The 20,694-nt window shown below is 68.0% G+C and carries 16 protein-coding genes; 6 read left to right on the top strand and 10 right to left on the bottom strand.

Annotation, left to right across the window (positions count from 1 at the left end; genetic code table 11):
• Nucleotides 1-142: 142 nt before the first annotated feature.
• Nucleotides 143-1,684 (bottom strand): CitMHS family transporter, encoded by a 1,542-nt coding sequence (locus BLQ10_RS01205; RefSeq protein WP_368086484.1) that lies wholly within the window; start codon nucleotides 1,682-1,684, stop codon nucleotides 143-145.
• Nucleotides 1,685-1,805: 121 nt separating this feature from the next.
• Between BLQ10_RS01205 and BLQ10_RS01200 the strand changes: the two genes are divergently transcribed.
• Both BLQ10_RS01200 and BLQ10_RS01195 read left to right on the top strand, forming a co-directional pair.
• A complete protein-coding gene (locus BLQ10_RS01200) occupies nucleotides 1,806-3,590 on the top strand; it encodes a sensor histidine kinase (RefSeq protein ID WP_091557349.1) in 1,785 nt (594 codons plus the stop codon).
• The gene (locus BLQ10_RS01195; RefSeq protein WP_091557346.1) at nucleotides 3,583-4,254 is read left to right on the top strand and encodes a response regulator; all 672 of its coding nucleotides are present in this window, start codon (nucleotides 3,583-3,585) and stop codon (nucleotides 4,252-4,254) included. Before BLQ10_RS01200 ends, BLQ10_RS01195 begins: the two co-directional genes overlap by 8 nt.
• Here BLQ10_RS01195 and BLQ10_RS01190 read toward each other — a convergent pair.
• From BLQ10_RS01190 to BLQ10_RS01150, 9 genes are all read right to left on the bottom strand, one after another.
• A complete protein-coding gene (locus tag BLQ10_RS01190; protein WP_091557343.1) occupies nucleotides 4,251-5,966 on the bottom strand; it encodes a SulP family inorganic anion transporter in 1,716 nt (571 codons plus the stop codon). The genes BLQ10_RS01195 and BLQ10_RS01190 overlap by 4 nt on opposite strands.
• A gap of 134 nt (nucleotides 5,967-6,100) precedes the next feature.
• The gene (locus tag BLQ10_RS01185) at nucleotides 6,101-6,604 is read right to left on the bottom strand and encodes a GNAT family N-acetyltransferase (RefSeq protein WP_091557340.1); all 504 of its coding nucleotides are present in this window, start codon (nucleotides 6,602-6,604) and stop codon (nucleotides 6,101-6,103) included.
• 113 nt (nucleotides 6,605-6,717) lie between these two features.
• Entirely contained in the window at nucleotides 6,718-7,560 is an 843-nt protein-coding gene (locus tag BLQ10_RS01180; RefSeq protein ID WP_091557338.1) for an inositol monophosphatase family protein, read from the bottom strand.
• Complete coding sequence (gene ligA, locus BLQ10_RS01175; protein ID WP_091557336.1) at nucleotides 7,557-9,902, bottom strand: NAD-dependent DNA ligase LigA; 2,346 nt, start codon at nucleotides 9,900-9,902, stop codon at nucleotides 7,557-7,559. The genes BLQ10_RS01180 and ligA overlap by 4 nt, the downstream gene beginning before the upstream one ends.
• A gap of 60 nt (nucleotides 9,903-9,962) precedes the next feature.
• On the bottom strand, nucleotides 9,963-10,751 hold the full coding sequence (locus BLQ10_RS01170) for a PP2C family protein-serine/threonine phosphatase (protein WP_091557334.1): 789 nt from the start codon (nucleotides 10,749-10,751) through the stop codon (nucleotides 9,963-9,965).
• A gap of 155 nt (nucleotides 10,752-10,906) precedes the next feature.
• Entirely contained in the window at nucleotides 10,907-12,187 is a 1,281-nt protein-coding gene (locus tag BLQ10_RS01165) for an adenylate/guanylate cyclase domain-containing protein (RefSeq protein WP_091557332.1), read from the bottom strand.
• On the bottom strand, nucleotides 12,177-12,776 hold the full coding sequence (locus BLQ10_RS01160; protein ID WP_091557330.1) for a PH domain-containing protein: 600 nt from the start codon (nucleotides 12,774-12,776) through the stop codon (nucleotides 12,177-12,179). Before BLQ10_RS01160 ends, BLQ10_RS01165 begins: the two co-directional genes overlap by 11 nt.
• On the bottom strand, nucleotides 12,769-13,701 hold the full coding sequence (locus BLQ10_RS01155) for a biotin--[acetyl-CoA-carboxylase] ligase (RefSeq protein WP_091557328.1): 933 nt from the start codon (nucleotides 13,699-13,701) through the stop codon (nucleotides 12,769-12,771). The genes BLQ10_RS01160 and BLQ10_RS01155 overlap by 8 nt, the downstream gene beginning before the upstream one ends.
• A 187-nt stretch (nucleotides 13,702-13,888) precedes the next feature.
• Entirely contained in the window at nucleotides 13,889-14,779 is an 891-nt protein-coding gene (locus BLQ10_RS01150) for an SDR family oxidoreductase (protein WP_091557325.1), read from the bottom strand.
• Between the two features lie 372 nt (nucleotides 14,780-15,151).
• Between BLQ10_RS01150 and BLQ10_RS01145 the strand changes: the two genes are divergently transcribed.
• The 4 genes from BLQ10_RS01145 to BLQ10_RS01130 all read left to right on the top strand — a co-directional run bounded on the left by BLQ10_RS01145 (nucleotide 15,152) and on the right by BLQ10_RS01130 (nucleotide 20,581).
• Complete coding sequence (locus BLQ10_RS01145) at nucleotides 15,152-16,735, top strand: acyl-CoA carboxylase subunit beta (RefSeq protein WP_091557323.1); 1,584 nt, start codon at nucleotides 15,152-15,154, stop codon at nucleotides 16,733-16,735.
• Nucleotides 16,732-16,977, top strand: a complete 246-nt coding sequence (locus BLQ10_RS01140; protein ID WP_254785341.1) for an acyl-CoA carboxylase subunit epsilon — start codon at nucleotides 16,732-16,734, stop codon at nucleotides 16,975-16,977. Before BLQ10_RS01145 ends, BLQ10_RS01140 begins: the two co-directional genes overlap by 4 nt.
• A 112-nt stretch (nucleotides 16,978-17,089) precedes the next feature.
• Nucleotides 17,090-18,775 carry a DUF885 domain-containing protein gene (locus BLQ10_RS01135; protein ID WP_091557923.1) on the top strand — a complete coding sequence of 562 codons (1,686 nt, stop codon included), beginning with the start codon at nucleotides 17,090-17,092 and terminating at the stop codon, nucleotides 18,773-18,775.
• A 363-nt stretch (nucleotides 18,776-19,138) separates the two neighbouring features.
• Nucleotides 19,139-20,581 (top strand): dicarboxylate/amino acid:cation symporter, encoded by a 1,443-nt coding sequence (locus BLQ10_RS01130; protein WP_091557321.1) that lies wholly within the window; start codon nucleotides 19,139-19,141, stop codon nucleotides 20,579-20,581.
• Nucleotides 20,582-20,694 lie beyond the last annotated feature (113 nt).

Raw genomic sequence — 20,694 nt, 5'->3', positions numbered from 1 at the left:
GATTATTTTCCGTCCCAGTCTACGTGGGTTGAACCGTGGTTACCGCCGGGCAAAAAAGCAACGCGGGGTCACTTACGGCCCATCCGGAGGGCCGGAATGGGCGGTAAGTGACCCCGCATTGTTTTGGCGGTGCCGTTGGGGCCTAGCCGATGCCGATGGCTCCGGTGAGGACTCCCACTCCGAGCATGACCAGGGAGATCACGGCCGTGCGCCAGAGGACCTTCTTGTGGTGGTCGCCCAGATCCACCTTGGCCAGGGAGACCAGGAGCAGGATGGCCGGGACCAGGGGGCTCTGCAGGTGGAAGGGCTGGCCGGTGATGGAGGCGCGGGCCATGTCGGCGGCGCTGACGCCGTAGTGGGCTGCCGTCTCGCTGAGGACCGGCAGGACGCCGAAGTAGAAGGCGTCGTTGCTCATGAAGAACGTCATCGGGATGCTCAGGACGCCGGTGATGATGGCCATGAACGGCCCCATGTCCGCCGGGATGATCTGGACGAGCCATTCCGACATTGCCTTGACCATACCCGTGCCGTTGAGGACACCGGTCAGGACCGCGGCGGCCATGACCATGCTGACGACGGCGACGATAGAGGGTGCGTGGGCGATCAGCTGGGCGCCCTGGTCCTTGACCTTGGGGAAGTTGACCAGCAGGGCGATGGCGGACCCGACCATGAAGACGAACGGGAGCGGAATGACGTTGGCGACCAGCGTCACCATGACTGCAACCGTCAGGCCGAGGTTGAACCAGAACAGCTTGGGACGCAGGGTCTTGCGGTTGGGGTCCAGTGCGGTGTCGGCCATGGCGGTGTCGCGGTCGTCAACGAGGACTTCAGTGCGCTCCAGGACTGCTACCGAACCGTCGCCGGCGGGGAGTCCGCCACCGGCAGGGCCGGAAACACGCGGGCCGGAAACGCGGGGGCCGGAGCCATTGCGGCCGAAGCCGAAGCGGCCGGTGCCGGTGGAGCCGGCAGCCAATGTGCCGCCGTCGAACTCGACACCCTGTCCCCAGATTTCGGGGACGGTGCTGCGGAGGCGGTTGCGTTCCTGCAGGCCGAGCAGCCAGGAGAAGACCAGCACCACAATGAGGCCTACGATGAGGGACGGGACCATCGGAACGAAGACGTCGTTGACGTCGAGCTTCAGCGCGGTTGCGGCGCGGGCCGTGGGGCCGCCCCACGGGAGGATGTTCATGGTGCCGTTGGCCAGGCCCGCCACGCAGGTCAGGACCACGGGGCTCATCTTGAGCCGCAGGTAGACCGGCAGCATCGCCGCGGTGGTGAGGATGAAGGTCGTGGAGCCGTCGCCGTCGAGCGAAACAGCCGCTGCGAGGATGGCCGTGCCGAGGACCACCTTGGCGGGGTCGTTGCCGAGCTTGCGCAGGATGAACCGGACCAGCGGGTCAAAAAGTCCGACGTCGATCATCAAGCCGAAGTAGATGATGGCGAACATCAGCAGCGCTGCCGTGGAGGTCATGGACTTCATGGAGTCCATGACCATCGGGCCGATGCCTAGACCGGCGCCGGCGAAAAGCCCGAAAATTGTGGGAATGATGATGAGCGCCAGCACAGGCGTCACCTTCTTCGTCATGATCAGCACCATGAATACCGCGATCATGGCGAATCCTAGTAATACCAGCACGGCCGGCTCCTTCTTCGTTGAATAGCACCACTCCGGTGTGATGCGCACTACAGACGTTAGAGTGGCCTCCGTCACGACTGGGCCTTTGGCTCAATTGATTGGCATACTGCTTATTGGATGCATTTTGCGCATTTTGCTCACCACCGTACTAACCCCAGGCAGGAACCCGATGAAGCGCCGCACAGCTCTGCCGGCCCTGCGCTTTTCGACCCAGACGCTGTTGCTGCAACTCGGCGTCGTGGCGCTGGTGGTGCTCCTGAGCAGCGCCGTGCACGCCTGGCTGACCTACGACCGGCTGGGCCGCGAGGCGGAGAACCAGGCGCTGACCCTGGCCCGGACAGTGGCGTCGGACCCGTCCGTGCGGGCACAGGTCCAGTCCATCAGCGCCCTTCCCGTCGCTCCCCCGGCGGCCAAGCTGTTGTCCGGTCCGTTGATGGCTGTCGCGGAGAGTGCCCGCACCCGCACCGGGGCCCTGTTCGTGGTCATCACGGACGAGACCGGTATCCGGCTGGCACACCCGGACGCGGAACGGCTCGGCGAAAAGGTCAGTACCGACCCCTCGGAGGCCCTCGCCGGCAGGGAAGTCACCACGCGCAACACGGGCACGCTGGGACCGTCCGCCGGTGCCAAGGTCCCGGTGTACGCCCCGGACTCCGGAGCGGTGGTGGGTGAGGTGAGCGTGGGGTACTCCACCGAAACGATCAGCCAAAGCCTGGCCCGGGACATCATCCCCATCGCCGCCACGGCCGCCGGGGCGTTGCTGGCCGGGGTGCTGGCCTCGTTCCTGCTGCGGCGGCGGCTCCACCGGCTGACGCTCGGGCTGGAGCCCGAGGAGATCAGCACTCTGGTGCACGACCAGGTGGCCGTGTTGCAGGGAGTCGACGACGGCGTGATCGGCGTTGCGGCCGACGGCAGGGTCAGTGTTTTCAATGCCGCTGCCCAGCGGCTGCTCGACGTTCCCGACCTCGCGGGCAGCACCTGGGCAACCGCGCCGGTGCCAGCACAGCTGAAGGCCCTGACCCGGACCGACGCAGCGGAAGGTGAGGCGGTCGAACTCGTGGCCGGCGGCCGGGTCCTGGTGGCGAGCGCCCGCAAGGCCCTGCATCGCCGCGAGGACCTGGGCTGGGTGGTGATGCTCCGGGACCGGACCGAGCTGCAGCAGCTCACCCGCCAGCTCGACGCCGTCGGCACCATGTCCGCGGCCTTGCGGGCGCAGCGCCACGAGTTCGCCAACCAGTTGCACACGATCGCTGGCTTTATGAGCATCGGCCAGTCCCAGCAGGCCCAGGACTACCTCGCCAAACTGGCCGGCACCGGGCCGCTGGCGTTCCCGGTGGACCAGGCCGAGCTGCTCCAGGATCCCTACCTGCAGGCCTTCCTGGGTGCCAAGGGCGTCGAGGCGGACGAGCGCGGTGTGAGCCTGCGCCTCGGCCCGGAATCAGTGGTCCGCGGCCACGTCACCGAGCCGCAGGACGTCACCACCGTCTTGGGGAATTTGATCGACAACGCCGTGAACGCCGCCGTCGCCGGTTCTGCCGCCGAGCGCTGGGTGGAAGTGGAAGTGCTGGACGAACCGGGCATCAATGGCGGTGCCGGCACACTTCACATTGTGGTCGCGGATTCCGGCGACGGCCTGGGCGCCGGAATGACAGCCGCGGAGGCCGAAGCGGTCTTCGCGGAAGGCTATACGACCTCGGATCGGCCGGCGCGGACGGGTGCCGGGCAAGGCTTGGGGCTGGCGTTGTCCCGGCAGTTCGCGCGCCGCCGCGGCGGAGACGTGCGGTTGCTGGAAGCGGGCTCCCCCGGCGGCCCCGGCGCCGTGTTCGTCGCCACCCTGCCCGGAACCACCGAACCGGGGCCAACGCTGCCGGGAAACACTGAACTGGGAGCCACTGAACCGGGAACCACTGAACCGGGATCCACTGAGGCACGCGGAGAGGACAACGATGTCTGAGGATTTGAGGGTGCTGATTGTCGATGATGATTTCCACGTCGCCAAGCTGCATGCCGCCTACGTGGATTCGGTGGCCGGGTTCCTGGCGCTGCCGCCGGCCGGTTCGGCGTCGCTGGCGCTGCAGGCCATCCACAGCCTGCGCCCGGACCTGGTGCTGCTGGATGTCTACCTGCCGGACGCGTCGGGCCTGGACCTGCTGCACCAACTGGACGTGGACACCGTGATCCTCAGCGCGGCCTCGGACACGGCCTCTCTGCGCCTCGCGTTCCGCCGCGGGGCACTGGGCTACCTGCTCAAGCCCTTCACCGCCGAAGCCCTCTCCCAGCAGCTGCGCTCCTATGCACGCTACCGACGGATCCTGGCGCAGCCGGGATCCGTCAACCAGGAGACGGTGGAACGCGCCAAGCGCGCCCTGATCCCGGGCGACGTCGTCGCTTCCGCGCGGCCCCGCTCGGCCACCGAGGCCGCGGTGCTCGAATCCCTGGTTCCCGGGGAGCAGTATTCGGCCGCCGACGTCGCCGCCCGTGTAGGCGTGTCCCGGGCCACCGCCCAGCGGTATCTGTCCGCGCTGGCGGACGACGGCGCCGTCGACATCCAGCTGCGCTACGGCACCACCGGGCGGCCCGAGCACCGCTACGGGATCCCGGCCGGAACGGGCCGCTAGGCGCCGTCGGTCCGCTTCTGGGCCGCCGCCTGCTCCGCCTGCACGGCCCGGTGGATGTTCCCGTGGATCATCTCCGCGCCGATGCGCTCGATCACGCCGTCGCGCTCCAGGACCGCCCGAACCGCGGGCTTGAGCCGGGTCAGGCGCAGGTTGACGTCCGACTCGCGGGCGAGGCGCGCGATGTCCGCCATCTTTGCTGCCCCTTGGGAGTCGACGAAGTTGATCCCGCCGCAGTCGAGCACAATCCCGGTGAGCCCCGGCGTGGACTGGATGACCTCGCGCAGACGGTCCTCCAGTGCGTCGGCGGTGGCGAAGAAGAGGCCGCCGTCGAAGCGGATCACGGCGATGCCGGGAACGGTCTCGTCGCCGGGGTGCTCACCGGTTTCCCGGAAGACCTGGGTGCCCGGCTCGCGGCCGAGGGACGGCATCTGCGGGTGGGTGGCCACCCGGACGAGCCAGACGAGCGAGAGGCCGATCCCGATCACGACTCCGGCGAGCACGCCGAAGATGAGGGTGCCGACGATCGCGGCGACCGCAATCCAGAAGTCGAACCTCTGCACCCGGGCAAGCCGCCGCAGCTCGGGCACGTTCATCATGCCCATGACCACGGCCTCGATGATCAGCGCCGCCAGCACAGGCTTCGGCAGGATCGAGAACAGCGGCGCCAGGAAGAGCAGGGTCAACAGGACTGTGACCCCCGAAGTGAGGGAGGCAAGGCCGGTCTTCGCCCCGGAGTGGTCGTTCAGCGAACTCGCTGACAGGCTCGTTGAGACAGGCATCCCCTTGAAGAGTCCTGCGGTGATGTTGGCCAGTGACTGGGCAACCGATTCCTGGTTGATGTCGATCTGGTAGCGGTGCTTGGCAGCGAAGGCCCTCGCGTCCCCGGCGGTCTGGGAGAAGCCGATCAGGACCAGCGCCACTGCCGCGAGGGCCACGGTGCCCACGTGGTCCCACATCAGCTGCCCGTCCGGGACCTGAAGCGAGGGCAGCCCGCTGGGCACTTCGCCCACCAGTGCCACCCCTTTGGCCCCGAGATCGAACAGCGCTGAAGCCAGCAAACCGCCCACCACCAGGACCAGGGCGCCGGGGACCGAAGGCGCGATGGCTTTCAGTCCGAAGACGACGGCCAGCGCGACGGCGCCCACCACCACCGTGGTCGGCTGCGCCTCGCCCAGGGTGCCCAGCCAGGACCGCAGTTCCTGGATCGGGTTGGAGCCGGTGACCTCGGTCCCGGTGAGCTTGGGAAGCTCCCCGATGACGACGTCGATCGCCGCGCCGAAAAGGAAGCCGGTGACCACGGCCTTCGAGAGAAACTGCGCAATCCAGCCCATCTTGAAAACGGCAAGAAGCAGGAACAGGATTCCGGAGGCAAGGGTGATTCCGGCAACGAAGGAGGCGACATCCTGGTCGCCGGTGATGCCTGCCGCGAGCACGGCACTCGCGGCCACAGCCGCCAGGCCCGAGCTCGGCCCCATCGAGATCTGCCGGCACGTGCCGAAGATCGCGTATACGATGGCGCCGGCGGCGGCCGCATACAGGCCGTTCTGCAGCGGGATCCCCGCAATTCCTGCGTATCCCAGATTCTTCGGAACGATCAGGGCCGCGACCGTGACGCCGGCAATCAGGTCGCTGCGCAGCCACGTGCGGTCATAGGAGCGGAACTGGCCGATGAGGGGAACCTGGGTCGGGCCCCTGCCTTGCGCCCTCTTCATGCGCCAGTCATACCCCACGTCCGGCCGTTTCGCCAGAGTCCCGGCGGCCCCCTGAGAGGGTTTCTACCGGGCGCTCTTCTGGGCGACGAGTTCGACCTAGCCGAGGGCCTGTTCCCAGGGGGCCACTGCCCTGGCTAGAGCTCCTGGCGGTAAACGAGCAGTTTGATGTCCGTGCCCGGCACCAGCCAGTCGCGCTCCGGCGCCCGCAGGAAGCCGGTCTTCCTGTAGAGGCCGTGGGCACTTTCCCAGCTCTCACCCGTGGTGAGGGCCACGGCGTGGATTTTGGGCAGGGACCTGGCGTGGTCGATGATGGCCTGGACCATGGCTTTGCCGGCACCGCTGCGCTGGACGGACGGGTCCACCACGAGCATGCGGAACTCGAGCTCGTCGCTTTGGGCGATGTCCGCGTAGGGCTCGCCCTCGACCGCCAGCGTCACCGAGCCCAGGATCCGGCCGTCCCGTTCCGCGACCCAGACCGTCGCGTCCGCCGCACGCTGTTCGACGTTCTGGATCTGCCGCATGTACGGATGGTCAGCGCTCTCAAAGTAGCCCGCCGCCAGGTAGGCGTCCCGGGTGATGCGCGCTATGGCGTCGTAGTCGGCCGGAACGGCGGGGCGAATGAGGATCTGCGAAGGCACCTGTCAATGGTACGGGCGGTTGACCCGGGTCTGGGCCGGAAGGGCCGTTTCCGTGACTGAACTATCAATCAGGGTATGGGCACTCAGGCCAGGAGCCGGCCTGGGAAGCGAGGTTAGAGGGGGAACTTGCCGGAGAGTTCCAGCGGTCCGGCGCACGTCCATGCCGCCAGGCGCTCGTCGTCGGAAGGGCCGCCGGCCAGGGGGCTGGTGAGCCTCGGCCGGCGCACCCAGCAGCCTGCCTCCTCGGCGATCAAGGCCCCGGCCGCGAAGTCGTGTTCGTTGAGCCCCCGCTCACCGTAGGCGTCAAGGGTGCCGTCCGCCACGAGGCACAAATCCAGCGCCGCCGAGCCCAGCCGGCGCATGTCGGCGAAGCCGTCCAACAGGGCGCCCAGGCCGGCGGCCTCTTCCGCCCGCACGTCGGGATCGTAGCTGAGGCCTGTGGCCAGGATCTGGCCGGCCCGTCCGGGGACCGGGCCGTACAGGGCGGTCAGCCGGCCCTGTTCCTGGAGCCAGGCCCCCTCGCCGCGGGACGCGTAGTAGGTGCGCCCCAGCGCCGGTGCGCTGACGACGCCGGCCAGCCAGACGCCGTCGGGGTCCGCCACCGCCACGGAGGTGGCGTAGTAGACGATGTTGCGGATGAAATTGGTGGTGCCGTCGAGCGGGTCGATGGACCAGCGGTAGCCGCTGGGCTCCGCCGGCACGACGGTGCCGCCCTCCTCCCCCGTGGTGATGTCCTGCGGCCGGGCGGCGGTGATGACGTCCCGGACGGCGGCTTCGGCGGCGAGGTCAAAGGCCGTCACCCAGTCTCCTGAGTCGCCCTTGTTGCTGACGTCCAGGGCGGCGGTTTCGCGGGTGGCCAGGACGGCGGCTCCCGCCGCCGCGGCCGATTTGGCCAGTTCCAGCAACGCCGGAATGCCGGGTGCGGACTCGGGAGGGACGCCCGGGTGGGCGCTCATTCGGCCGCCGCAGCATCGACGCCGAGGGCCTCGCCGTCATCGTCCGAGTCCTGGATGCTGTCCGCGCCGTCCGCAGCGCCGTCCGCGCCGGCCGCAACGCTGCCGGCCGGCCCGTTCGTTAGCAGCGCCCGGAAGCCGTCCTCATCCAGGACCGGGACGCCGAGCTGTTCGGCCTTGTCCAGTTTGGTGCCGGCGTTCTCGCCCGCCACCACGTAGCTGGTGTTCTTCGAGACCGAACCGGCCGCCTTGCCGCCGCGGATCAGGATGGCTTCCTTGGCCTCGTCGCGGCTGAAGCCCTCGAGGCTTCCGGTGACCACCACGGTCAGCCCCTCCAGGGTTCTGGGCGTGGACTCGTCCCGTTCGTCGGCCATCCGGACGCCGGCGTCCGCCCAGCGGTCCACGATGTCGCGGTGCCAGTCCTCGGCGAACCATTCAGTCAGAGCCTGGGCGATGACCGGACCCACGCCGTCGACGCTGGCGAGTTCCTCCTCGGAGGCCCCGCGGATGGCGTCCATGTTGCCGAACGCGGTGGCGAGGGCACGCGAGGCCCGGGGACCGACGTGCCGGATGGACAGGGCCACGAGGACCCGCCACAGCGGCTGGGACTTCGCTTTCTCCAGTTCCCGGAAGAGCTTGTCGGTGGTGGCCGTGGGCTTGGAGGGGGTCTTGGTGGTGGCTTTGGTGTAGAAGTAGGGCACCAGTTCGAATTCCCCCGTGCCCACGCCCTTGGAGCGCTTCTCGCGGCGGACGCGGACGTCGGCGAGCTGCTCCGGAGTGAGGTCGAACAGTGTCGCCTCGGTGGTCAGCGGCGGCGTTGCGGGCTCGGCGGGCTGGGTCAGTGCGATGGCGGCTTCCCAGCCGAGGGCCTCGATGTCGAAGGCGCCGCGGCCGGCGAGGTGGAAGACGCGTTCGCGCAGCTGCGCCGGGCAGGACCGGGAGTTGGGGCAGCGGATGTCCACGTCCCCTTCCTTCCCGGGGGCCAACGGCGTGCCGCAGGCGGGGCATTCCGTGGGCATGACGAAGTCGCGGACGGGCGGGTCCTGGGCGTCACGGAGCGCCAGGACCGGGCCCACAATTTCCGGAATCACGTCTCCGGCCTTCCGCAACACCACGATGTCGCCGATCTTCACGCCCTTGGCCTTGACCACTTCCTGGTTGTGCAGGGTGGCCATTTCCACGGTGGAGCCGGCAACCTTGACCGGTTCCATCACGCCGTACGGGGTGACCCGGCCGGTGCGGCCGACGTTGACGGCGATGTCGAGCAGCTTGGTGTGGACCTCTTCAGGCGGGTACTTGTAGGCCACGGCCCAGCGCGGCACCCGGGTGGTGTAGCCCAGGGCCCGCTGTGTGGCGAAGTCGTCCACCTTGATCACAATGCCGTCGATCTCGTGGGTGAGGCTGTGCCGCTGGTCGCCGTAGCGTTTGATGAAGTCCAGGACGTCGGCCAGTCCGGCGAGGACCTCGAAGTAGGGGCTCGTGGGCAGTCCCCACTCGCCGAGCTTGCGGTAGGTCTCCGACTGGCTGGCAGTTTCGAGTCCCTCGCGGACGCCGATGCCGTGGACGTACATCCGCAGCGGACGCTTGGCGGTTTCGGCGGGGTCCTTCTGCCGCAGCGAACCGGCGGCGGCGTTGCGCGGGTTGGCCAGCGGCGCTTTGCCGGCCTCGATCAGGGCCTCGTTAAATTCGGCGAAGGCCTGGGACGGGATGAAGACTTCGCCGCGGACTTCCATCTCCGCCGGGAAGCCGGTGCCGCTGAGCTGCTGCGGGATCTCCTTGATGGTCAGGACGTTGTGCGTGATGTCCTCGCCGGTGGTGCCGTCGCCGCGGGTGGCGGCCCGGACCAGCGCCCCGTCGCGGTAGAGCAGGTTGACGGCCAGGCCGTCGATCTTCAGTTCGGTGAGCCACGACGGCGGGTTGCCGCCGTTGCCGAGCTTGGCGACGCCTGCCTCGGCCTTCACCATCCAGGCCTCAAGCTCCCCGAGCGAGAAGACATCTTCCAGGCTGTACATGCGCTGCAGGTGTTGGACGGCGGTAAACGCCGCCGACACCTCGCCGCCGACTTCCTGCGTGGGCGAATCGTTTGCCACCAGTTCCGGATGCATGGCTTCGATGGTTTCCAGCCGCCGGTAGAGCTCGTCGAACTCGGCGTCGGAGATGATCGGAGCGTCCTCCTGGTAGTACGCAAAGCGGTGTTTGCGAACCTCTTCGACAAGGTCCTCATACTCCGCGCGGACGTCCCCGGACGGGACCTGCTCCCCGTCTGGACGTTGAGGATCCGTGGCGTGCCCGGGGGCTTCTTCGGCTGCTTTTTCGGTCTCTGCTGCGGTCTTCCCTGTGCTCACAGACCTATCCTGCCCTAGATCCACGACATTGTCCGGTCCAGCGTCCGGGTTCGGGGCCGGTCAGGCGGGCGCATCCTCGCTGGCAGTCCGGGCGTCGACAACGATCGCCGTGATGTTGTCCCGGCCGCCACTGCGCAACGCCGCCTGGATCAGTTCGTCCACGGCCGCCTGAGGGTCCGCCTCGGCCGCAAGGATGCCGGCTATCTGCTCATCGCTCAGTTCCCCGTTGAGACCGTCGGAGCAGACCAGGATCCTGTCGCCGTCCTCCAGGGGAAGCAGCCAGTAATCGGCCTCGGAGTCGTCTCCGGTTCCCAATGCTCGCGTCACGACGTGCCTGCGCGGATACACAGCAGCCTCGGCTTCGCTGATCTGGCCGGTGTCAAGGAGTTCCTGTACCTCGGAATGGTCCACGCTGATCTGGGCGAGCTGGCCGTGGCTGTACCGGTAGGTGCGTGAATCACCGATGTTGAGGACCAGCCAGTACGGAACGTTCAGCTGTTCCACCACGACGACGCCCGACAGGGTGGTTCCGGCGCGGGATCCGGTGGCGTGACGGATGCCCGCGTCAGCCATGAGCAGGTACTCCTGGAGGATGTCCGCCGTCGCGTCCCGGCTGCCGGTCTTGAACTGTGGCAGCTCGGCCAGGGTGCGCACGCAGATGCCGCTGGCAACTTCGCCCGCCTCGTGCCCGCCCATGCCATCCGCCACGGCGAAGACGGGGTCTGCGGCAATGAAGGAATCCTCGTTCGCCTCGCGGCGCAGTCCCCGGTCCGTGCCGTACCCGCAGCGCAGGCGAGGTCCCCGTTTCCCGTCCGACGGCGGGAAGGGGGCGTCTGGCGTTGGGTTCATGGCGGTCCTCAATAAAGTGGTGCGCGGCTGCAGTGGTGCGCGAGGGTTCACGGCGGTCACAAACCCGGCAGATAGGCAACTGCCGGTCCGACTATTGCATATGCGCCGCACAACTGAGAAGCCCGCCACGGTCTACCGCCGGGCTGATCTGCAGCTCAGTCCAGGATCAGGCCCCGGCCGCTGCCGGGCTGCAGCTGCACCGGGTGGATTTCACCGAACCCGCGGACGTCCTGGGCCGGGCGCGGCACCAGGACGAAGCGTTCGTCCGGCTCCAGCGCGGCCGCGGTCATCGAATCCACCAGCACGGTTCCCGGGTCCGCGAGGGCCGTCAGGCGGGCGGCGAGGTTGACGGTGGGTCCGTAGATGTCGCCGAGGCGGGAGAGGATGCGGCCCCAGACCATGGCCACGCGGGCTTGGGGCAGGATTTCGTCCTCGGTGAAGGCGCGGCACAGGGCCAGGGAAATCTCGGCGCCGGCCGCGGGGGTCTCGGCAATGTAGAGGACTTCGTCGCCGACGGTCTTGACCAGCCGGCCGCCGCCGACGGAGATGATTTCGGCGCATTTGTTCTCGAAGCGCTGCACCAGCTGGGCGAGGGTTTTCTCGTTCATCCGGCGGGACAGGCTGGTGTAGGACACGAGGTCGGCGAAGCCAACGGCCCGGGCCAACGGCAGCGGCGAATCGTCCTCGTCGCCTTCGCGGCCCTCTTCGCTGGACTGCAGTCCGGCCTCGGCCCGGACGGCCAGGCGCTGCACACCGGCGTTGAGCTGCCGGCGCCAGGAATAGACGAGCATTTCCTCGAGGGCGTCAATGAGGCTCGGCAGCTCGCTGACGAGCCGCTTGCGCGCGACGGCGTCCGGCACGCCGTGTTCCTGGACCATGTCCTCCACCAGGGCCTCGATCTGCCACACGACCATCCGGTCGGTCATCTGGCCGATGGCGCGGGTGATGGATATGGCGGCTTCCTCGGTGAGCTTGCCGTCACGCACCAGGTCCACGATGGTGGACAGAGCGGACTGGTCGCGCTCGGTGAAGGCAACATCTTCATCCCCGAGGTTGGGAAAGCCGAGGGCGCGCCAGAGTTTCCGGGCAGAGAGCAGCGAGAGTCCGGCGCCGGCGGCGATTTCACGGCGCCTGAGTTTACGTTCGCCGCCCAGCAGCCGGGCTTCGAGGGCCTTGGCCGCGAGCCGTTCGGCGGACATCGTTCCAGTGTGCGGGGCGGCAGGTTCCGGAGCCGCAGGTTCCGGGTCAGGTTCGAGTTCGGCGGGTTCGAATTCGGGTGCGGGCTCGGCGGCGGGTTCGATGGGCGCGCCGGCTTCAGGGTCGAAGGCGGACCCGGTACCGCCGTCGGGCGCAACCGGGCCGGCGATGTCCTCGGGGTCCCGGGGCAAATCCGGGGCGGCGAGGTCGATGTCCTGGTGGACGTTCTCAGCGTTCATCTCTTCCACCTTCTCTCGTCTCCCACGGCCAGGCCTCGCCCGGGTTGTAGGTCATGCCATCGGCTCTGAACACCTCGTCCCTGGGGAGATCGCCGATGGCGTCCAGCATGAAGTTACGGAATGTCGCGACCTCCGGGACATCGGGAACCACCATTCCAACGGGGTACCCGGTCTCCAAGGATATATTCCCGGAGCGCAATAGGCGCTGCAACAACGATTGCTCAATGGCCACGTGGCGGACGGCGGCGAGCGGGACCTGTTCATCGCGCCGCCGTAACATGCCGTAGCGGGTAACTAAGCGCTGGCTGGTCAGGACGTAGCGGGTGGCGTGCCACGCAATGACCCGCGGGAGGCAATAGCCCAGCAGCACCCACGCCGCCAGCGCCAGGCACACGGCGACCAGCCAGGGCGTCCATTCCTTGGGGATGAGGGGGATGAGCCGCGCTGGACCGCCCTTAAGGACCCAGGCGCAGGCGTAGGCGGCCAACGCCGGAACAACAATGAACATCAGCGCCGGGACAATGAGCATCCTGGGCTGGGGCCGGGTCACCACAATCACTTGCTCTCCCGGCAGGAGCACTCTACGCATAACCGCTTTCTGCTCCGCCGTCGCCCTGCCCGCCGCTCCCGGCCGGGGTCCACGGCCTCAGGTGCACGACGTCGCCGGCGGTCACCACATGTTCATGGCCCGAGGCGTCGACCACCAGGAGCGAACCGTATTCGTCCAGGCGGGTGGCGTGGCCAATGATCTCGTGGTCTCCGGGGAGCTGGGCACGGACCTGCTTGCCGAGGGTCGTTAGCAGGTGTTCCACCCTCTTGTGCAGTGACGGGCCGCCGGCCATGCCGGCAGTGGGGTCGCCGTCGGCGTTGCAGAAACTCCGGTAGAGGGTGGCGAAGCGGGACAGATAGCTCTTCAGGAGTTCCGTCCGGTCCACGGTGTCCGGATTTTCCAGCAACACGGACGTTGCGGTGGGGACTGGAAGTTCGGGCTCGGTCAGGGTGACGTTCAGGCCGGTGCCGAGAATGACCGGCGGCGTGCCGGCGCCGCCGAGCGGGCCGAGCTGGGCCAGGATGCCTGCAATCTTCCGGCCCCGCACCAGGACGTCGTTGGGCCATTTGAGTTCCGCCGGAAGGCCAGCCGTTTCCGTCAGGGCCTCACGCAAGGCGAGGGCGGCCAGGAGGGAGAGCCAGGAGTAGCGGTGGGTCGGCAGCGGGCGGCCGGACGCGTTGACCGGTCGGAGCACGAGCGAGACGGAGACGGAGCTGCGGGCCGGCGCCTCCCAGTGGCGGTCGAGCCGGCCGCGCGCGGCGCTTTGGTACTCGGCGGTCAGCACCGACAGATCCGGCCAGGCCGCGGGATCCTCGGTCACACCGTGGAGTAGATCGGCATTGGTGGAGCCGGTGGACTCGACCACCGTCAGGCGCGGAATTCCGTTGGCGGACAGGAACGCCGCATCGCTGAGGGCACTCAGGTCCAGGGGCGGACGGTCCGGGGTTTCCTGCACGGCTTCCATGCTTGAATCCTACCGAGGAAAGCGCACCGAGGCTCCCGCCCCTGTTGACTCAAATACCTCCGCGGAAACTCCCACCTTTGGCCGGCATGTCCGGCGGGTCGGCCGGACACGCCGGGGATTTTCGGCGTCCGATCCTCAAACGAGGGGAATTTCCGCAGGGCAGGCGGCCGAAAAACACTCAGCAAGTTCAGAGGAAGATGTCCGCGACCAGCTGGTCCTCCGGCGCGCCGAGGCTGTACGGGCTGAAGTCCCTCACCCCTGCCGCTGCGAGAACTTCTTCGTCCGTGTAGAAGTTTCCGCTCCGGTTGCCGTGCGCGGGGACCACATTGCTGCCGGTCAGCACGGCGTGGGCGGCGTCGGCCATGATTTCGGGGCTGCGGGCGCCCTTGACGATCATGTCGCCGCCGGGCATGTTGCGGATCGCCGCGGTGTCGATCAAGGTACATGGCCAGAGCGAGTTCACGGTGACGGCGTCGGCCTTGAGCTCCTCGGCCAGCCCCAGCGTGGTCAGGCTCATGCCGTATTTGGCCATGGTGTAGGCCAGGTGCAGGCCGGCCCACTTGGGGTCCAGGTTCAAGGGCGGGGAGAGCGTCAGGATGTGCCCGGCCTCGGATGCCCGCAGGGCCGGCAGCGCCATCTTCGAGAGCAGGAAGGTGCCCCTGACGTTGATGTCCTGCATGAGGTCGTAGCGCTTCATGTCCACGTCGTCGGTCGTGGAGAGGTCGATCGCCGAGGCGTTGTTTATGACGACGTCGATCCCGCCAAAGCGGTCCACGGCGGCGCCAACAGCGCCCGCGACGTCGGCGTCGTTGCGCACGTCGCCGACCAGCGGCAGCGCCTGGCCGCCGGCGGCCTCGATCTGTTCGGCGGCCGTATAGACGGTGCCCTCCAGCCTGGCGTGCGGCTGGCCGGTCTTGGCCATCAGGACGATGTTGGCGCCGTCCCGGGCTGCGCGGAGCGCGATGGCCAGGCCGATGCCGCGGCTGCCACCGGAGATGAGGACGGTGCGGCCCTGGAGGGAACCGGCGGCCTGGTACGGCCCTGCGGCGGTGCCCGAAGCATCATTGCTTGAAGTCATGCCCACACTCTAGCGGACCGTTGTTACTGGTGAGTAACAAGAACTCCCGGCATTCCTGCCCGGTTGCTTCCCGCGTAAGGGCAAAGAAGCCCTGCCGTCCCCTGGAAATCCGGGGGCTGACTCCGGGCTGTCCGGCAGCAACCGGGAAGGAGCGCCGCGTTCGGGCTCGGCCGAGTTGTCCGCGGACATCTTTAGCGGGCACGGCGGGAGATGGAGCGAAAATTGTAGGTTTTCTACAGCGGCGTGGGCCGATGGCGTCACTAGACTTGCCATCGAGGCCTTGCTTTTGTGCATTCCAACTAAAGCGCCACACGGACCAGGGCCAGCGAGCTACAGCGACCGAACGACCAGCGACAGAGCCGGAGACACTTGATGAGCCACGATCTGACCACGACTGCGGGAAAGATTGCAGATTTCCGCGACCGCCAGGCCGGTGCCGAGCAGCCCTCCGGTCCGGAAGCGATCGCCAAGCAGCACGCGCGCGGCAAGAACACCGCCCGCGAGCGCATCGACCTGTTGCTGGACGCCGGTTCCTTCGTCGAATTCGACGCGCTGGCTGTGCACCGCTCCACCGCGTTCGGCATGGAAAAGAAGAAGCCGCTGGGCGACGGGCTCGTCTCCGGCTACGGCACGGTGGACGGCCGCCCGGTCGCGGTCTACAGCCAGGACTTCTCCGTCTACGGCGGCTCACTCAGCCAGGTCAACGGCGAAAAAATCGTCAAGGTCCAGGAATTCGCGCTGCGCAACGGCTGCCCCGTGGTCGGCATCCTCGACGGCGGCGGTGCCCGCATCCAGGAGGGCGTCGCCTCCCTGGCCATGTTCGCGGACATCTTCCGCAACAACGTCCACGCCTCCGGCGTCGTCCCGCAGATCTCCCTCATCATGGGCCCCTCCGCCGGCGGCGCGGCCTACTCCCCCGCCCTGACCGACTACGTGGTCATGGTGGACAAGACCTCCCACATGTTCATCACCGGCCCGGATGTCATCAAGACCGTCACCGGCGAAGACGTGGACATGGAAACCCTCGGCGGCGCCCGCCAGCACAACGCCAACACCGGCACCTCGACGTACCTGGCCTCCGACGAGGCCGACGCGGTCGAGTTCGTCCGCGAACTGCTGGACTTCCTGCCCTCCAACAACCTCGCCGAGGCCCCGGTGCTGGAGCACCAGCAGGAGCTTGAGGTCGACGACGACGACCTCGCCCTGGACGCGCTGGTCCCGGACTCGGCCAACCAGCCGTACGACATGCGCAAGGTCATCGAGCAGATTGTCGACGACGCGCACTTCCTGGAGATGCAGTCCCTCTACGCCCCGAACGTGATCATCGGCTACGGCCGGGTGGAGGGGCACACGGTGGGCATCGTGGCCAACCAGCCCATGCAGTTCGCCGGCACTTTGGACATCGCTGCATCGGAAAAGGCCGCACGCTTCGTCCGGCACTGCGATGCCTTCAACATCCCCATCATCACGCTCGTGGACGTCCCGGGCTTCCTGCCCGGCAAGGACCAGGAGTTCCAGGGCATCATCCGCCGCGGTGCGAAGCTGCTCTACGCCTACGCCGAGGCCACGGTGCCCAAGCTGACCGTCATCACCCGCAAGGCCTACGGCGGGGCCTACATCGTGATGGGCTCCAAGAAGCTCGGCGCGGACCTCAACCTCGCCTGGCCCACCGCCCAGATCGGCGTCATGGGCGCCCAGGGCGCCGTGAACATCCTGTACCGCCGCGAACTCGCCGCGGTGGCAGAGAACGGCGGCGACGTCGAGGCCAAGCGCGCCGAGGTCATCCGCCAGTACGAGGAAGAGCTGCTCAACCCGTACCAGGCCGCCCAGCTCGGCTACGTGGACGCCGTCATCGCACCGTCCGAGACACGGGTCCAGATCATCAAGGGCCTGCGCGCCCTCCGGGACAAGCGGGCCGCCCTGCCCGCCAAGAAGCACGGGAACATCCCGCTGTGATCCCCACCGACCCCCTCGAACCAGCCACCGGGCCGGAGACCCCGCCCGAGGTTCTGTTCTCGGTTGCCAAGGGCGAGCCGACGCCGGAAGAGCTGGCGGCACTAACCGCCGTCGTGCTGTCCCTGGGGCAGGCCGAGCGGGCCGCACCGGAAAGCCCCGGCGTCCGACACTGGGTCCGCCGGCAGCAGCTTCGGCTGGCGCCCAGGCCCGGTCCGGAAGCCTGGCGCCGCAGCCTCGGCTGAGCGGGCCCTGCTGGGCGGCCAGCCGGTTCCTGAACCGGGCCCGGAAAAAAGTTCAGTAACTCTTTCATAACCACCGCGGCCCGGCTAGTCTCGTCGGGTGACTACCGAAATCATCGCCTCAGACAACACCGCCCCCGCGCGCCAGCAGACCGCCATTGATGCTGTCGCCGACGCCTATACGGACACCCTCATCCGGCTTAACCCGAGCTTCGCCACCGAGCTCGGCCTGCCGGGGCACGAGACCGAGTACCAGGACTTCTCCCCCTCCGGCCACGAGGAATTCGCGGCCGCCGCGCGCGAGGCACTCGCAGCGCTGGACGGGCTGGAGCCGGTTGACGACGTCGACGCCGTCACGCTCGACGCCATGCACGAGCGGCTGGGCCTGCAGCTGGAGATCCACGAATCGGGCTGGGACACGGCCGATCTGAACAACATCGCGTCCCCGTCCCAGGACATCCGCGCGATCTTTGACCTCATGCCGACGGATACCGCCGGGCAGTGGGATCACATCGCAGGCCGGGCCCACAATGTCCCCGCGGCGATCGACGGGTACATCGAGTCGCTGCGTTCGGCGATGCAGGAGGGCAAGGTGGCCGCGGCCCGCCAGGTGTCGATCGTGATCGAGCAGGCCACCAAGCACGCCGCGGACGACGGCTTCTTCGCGAAGCTCGCCGCCGGCGCCAAGACCGCGGATGGCCCGCTCCCGGCGGAACTGCAGTCCAGGCTCGACGCCGGCACGGCAGCTGCCCGGGTGGCGTACTCCCGGCTCGCAGGGTTCCTCGAGTCCGAGCTCCTGCCCGTCGCCCCGGCCAAGGACGCCGTGGGCCGCGAGCGCTACGCCCTGGCATCCCGGGACTTCCTCGGCGCCACCGTGGACCTGGAGGAGACCTACGCGTGGGGCGTCCAGGAGCTCGACCGCCTCATCGCCGAACAGGAGCGCGTGGCCGGGGAAATCCGGCCCGGCGCCACGGTCGAGGAAGCCAAGGAGATCCTGAACAACGATCCCGCCCGCCAGCTCAAAGGCACCGACGCCCTCCAGGCCTGGATGCAGGAACTCTCCGACAAAGCCGTTGCGGAGCTCGCCGGCGTCCACTTCGAGATCCCGGACGTCATGAAAACGCTGGAGTGCCGGATCGCGCCCACCGATGAAGGCGGCATCTACTACACAGGCCCCTCGGCGGACTTCAGCCGCCCCGGCCGGATGTGGTGGTCCGTGCCGGCCGGCGAGGACACCTTCACCACCTGGGCCGAAACCACCACCGTGTATCACGAGGGCGTACCCGGCCACCACCTCCAGGTCGCCACGGCCACCTACCGCCGCGAGCTGCTGAACAAGTGGCGTCGCAGTGTGTGCTGGACCTCGGGGCACGGGGAAGGCTGGGCGCTCTATGCGGAGAGGCTCATGCAGGAACTCGGCTACCTCAGCGATCCGGGCGACCACATGGGCATGCTGGACATGCAGCGCATGCGTGCGGCCCGCGTGGTGTTCGACATCGGCGTGCACCTGGAGCTTGAGGTCCCGGAGCGCTGGGGCAGCGGCATCTGGACAGCGGACAAGGGCTTTGACTTCCTCCGCGCCAACCTGCCGATCAGCGAGGGACAGCTGAAGTTCGAGTTCACCCGCTACCTGGGCTGGCCGGGACAGGCACCGTCCTACAAGGTGGGCCAGCGGCTCTGGGAACAGATCCGGGCAGAGCTGGAATCCCGCCCCGGTTTCGACCTTAAGGCTTTCCACACGAAGGCCCTGAACATCGGCTCGGTGGGCCTCGACACCCTCAAGCGCGCGCTGCTGGGGTAGTCCCCACCGTCCCCCTAACCTCGCAACTCCCCACCGGCTCCCAGCCTTCACAAGCTCAGGCCGGGTCCCCCGCCGGCGTGGGCCCACGGTCAGGGAACCCGGACGGCGTGGGCCCAGCGGGGCCATCGGCGTGAGCGCAGTTCGCGGCAGTGTTTCCCAAAAACACTGCCGCGAGCTGTCAACTCGCGTGATTGGGGCCAGCCCAAGCGAGACAATCGCCACATTCTGCCTGGGAATAACTTCACAATTGGGCTGTCTTTCGGCGGAATTCCCGGGATTTAGCCGTCGAGGCAAAGATACCGCCGCGTAACATTTCTCAACATCCGTTGGTCATGCTATTGGTAACGGTCCTAGCGTGTTCCGGTGACCACTCAGACAAGCACCCCCGCACCTGCTGGAAAGACCGGGTTCCTGCTGCCCAAATGGGCCGGCTCGTTCGGCTTCCAGATCATCGCCGCCCTGATCGTCGGCCTGGGCCTTGGCCTGCTGGCCAAGTACACCGGCAGCACCAAGGCAAACCCCAACGCCCTTGGCACCACGCTGCAGACCATCGGCTCGAGCTACGTCTCGCTGCTGCAGACCGCCGTGGTCCCCCTCATCTTCACCGCCGTCGTCAGCTCAATCTCCAACCTGCGCGCCGTGTCCAACGCCGCCCGGCTGGCCTGGAACACGCTGCTCTGGTTCGCGATCACCTCGCTGATTGCCGTGCTGATCGGCATCGGCCTGGGCGTGCTGCTGCAGCCCGGCGCCGGCACCGGCATCAGCCAGGAAGCCGAGTACGCCGGCAAGTCCGGTGACTGGTGGGCCTTCCTTACCGGACTGTTCCCGAAGAACTTCCTGGGCCTCGGCGCGAGCACCACTGTCACCGACGGCGTCGCCACCACCGCCGTGAGCTTCAACGTCCTCCAGATCCTGGTGATCGCGATCGCCGTCGGCATCGCCGCGCTCAAGGTGGGCAAGGCGGCCGAGCCGTTCCTGGCCCTTAACGCGTCCGCCCTCGCCGTCATCCAGAAGGTCCTCTGGTGGATCATCCGGATCGCGCCGCTCGGCACCGTCGGCCTGATCGGCAACGCTGTGGCCGTCTACGGCTGGGACACCATCGGCTCGCTCGGCAAGTTCACCGTGGCAATCTACATCGGCCTGGCGCTTGTGCTGTTCGTGGTCTACCCCGTCCTGGTCCGCAGCCACGGGCTGTCCGTCAGGCAGTACTTCTCCGGCGTGTGGCCGGCCGTGCAGTTGGCCTTCGTCTCGCGCTCCTCGATCGGCACGCTGCCGCTGACCCAGCGCGTTACGGAGCGGAACCTGGGCGTCCCCCGCGCCTACGCCTCGTTCGCGGTGCCGCTGGGCGCGACCACCAAGATGGACGGCTGCGCCGCGATCTACCCGGCTGTGGCGGCGATCTTTGTGGCCCAGTTCTTCGGCATCCAGCTGGACTTCACCCAGTACCTGCTGATCGCGCTGGTATCGGTGCTCGGCTCGGCCGCGACCGCCGGCACCACGGGCGCCGTCGTCATGCTGACGCTGACGCTCTCCACGCTGGGACTGCCGCTGGCCGGCGTCGGCCTCCTGCTGGCCATCGACCCGATCCTGGACATGGGCCGCACCGCCGTCAACGTGGCCGGGCAGGCCCTGATCCCCGCGATCGTGGCCAAGCGCCAGGGCATTCTGGACGAAACGCTGTACAACGCGCCGCGGAACGGCGACCCGTTCAGCGACGACGTCGACACGGCCGCCGTCGATCCGTCCACTGCGTCGGCTCCCGCTGTTGGCCGGGAAGAGCGCGAACTGGCGGACGCGAAGGCGTAAGTACTGAACTCGCGTTTACAGGAGAAGTCCCCGGGAACTCCCGGGGACTTCTCCGGTTTAACCGACGCCTTCAGCCGACGTGGGCTTTAACCGACGTCGGCCCGAATCCATCG

The organism is Arthrobacter sp. ok362 (genome assembly GCF_900102785.1).
Taxonomy (GTDB): Bacteria; Actinomycetota; Actinomycetes; order Actinomycetales; family Micrococcaceae; genus Arthrobacter.
The sequence above is the reverse complement of the archived record's forward strand: the minus strand, read 5'-3'. Positions and strand labels throughout refer to the sequence as shown.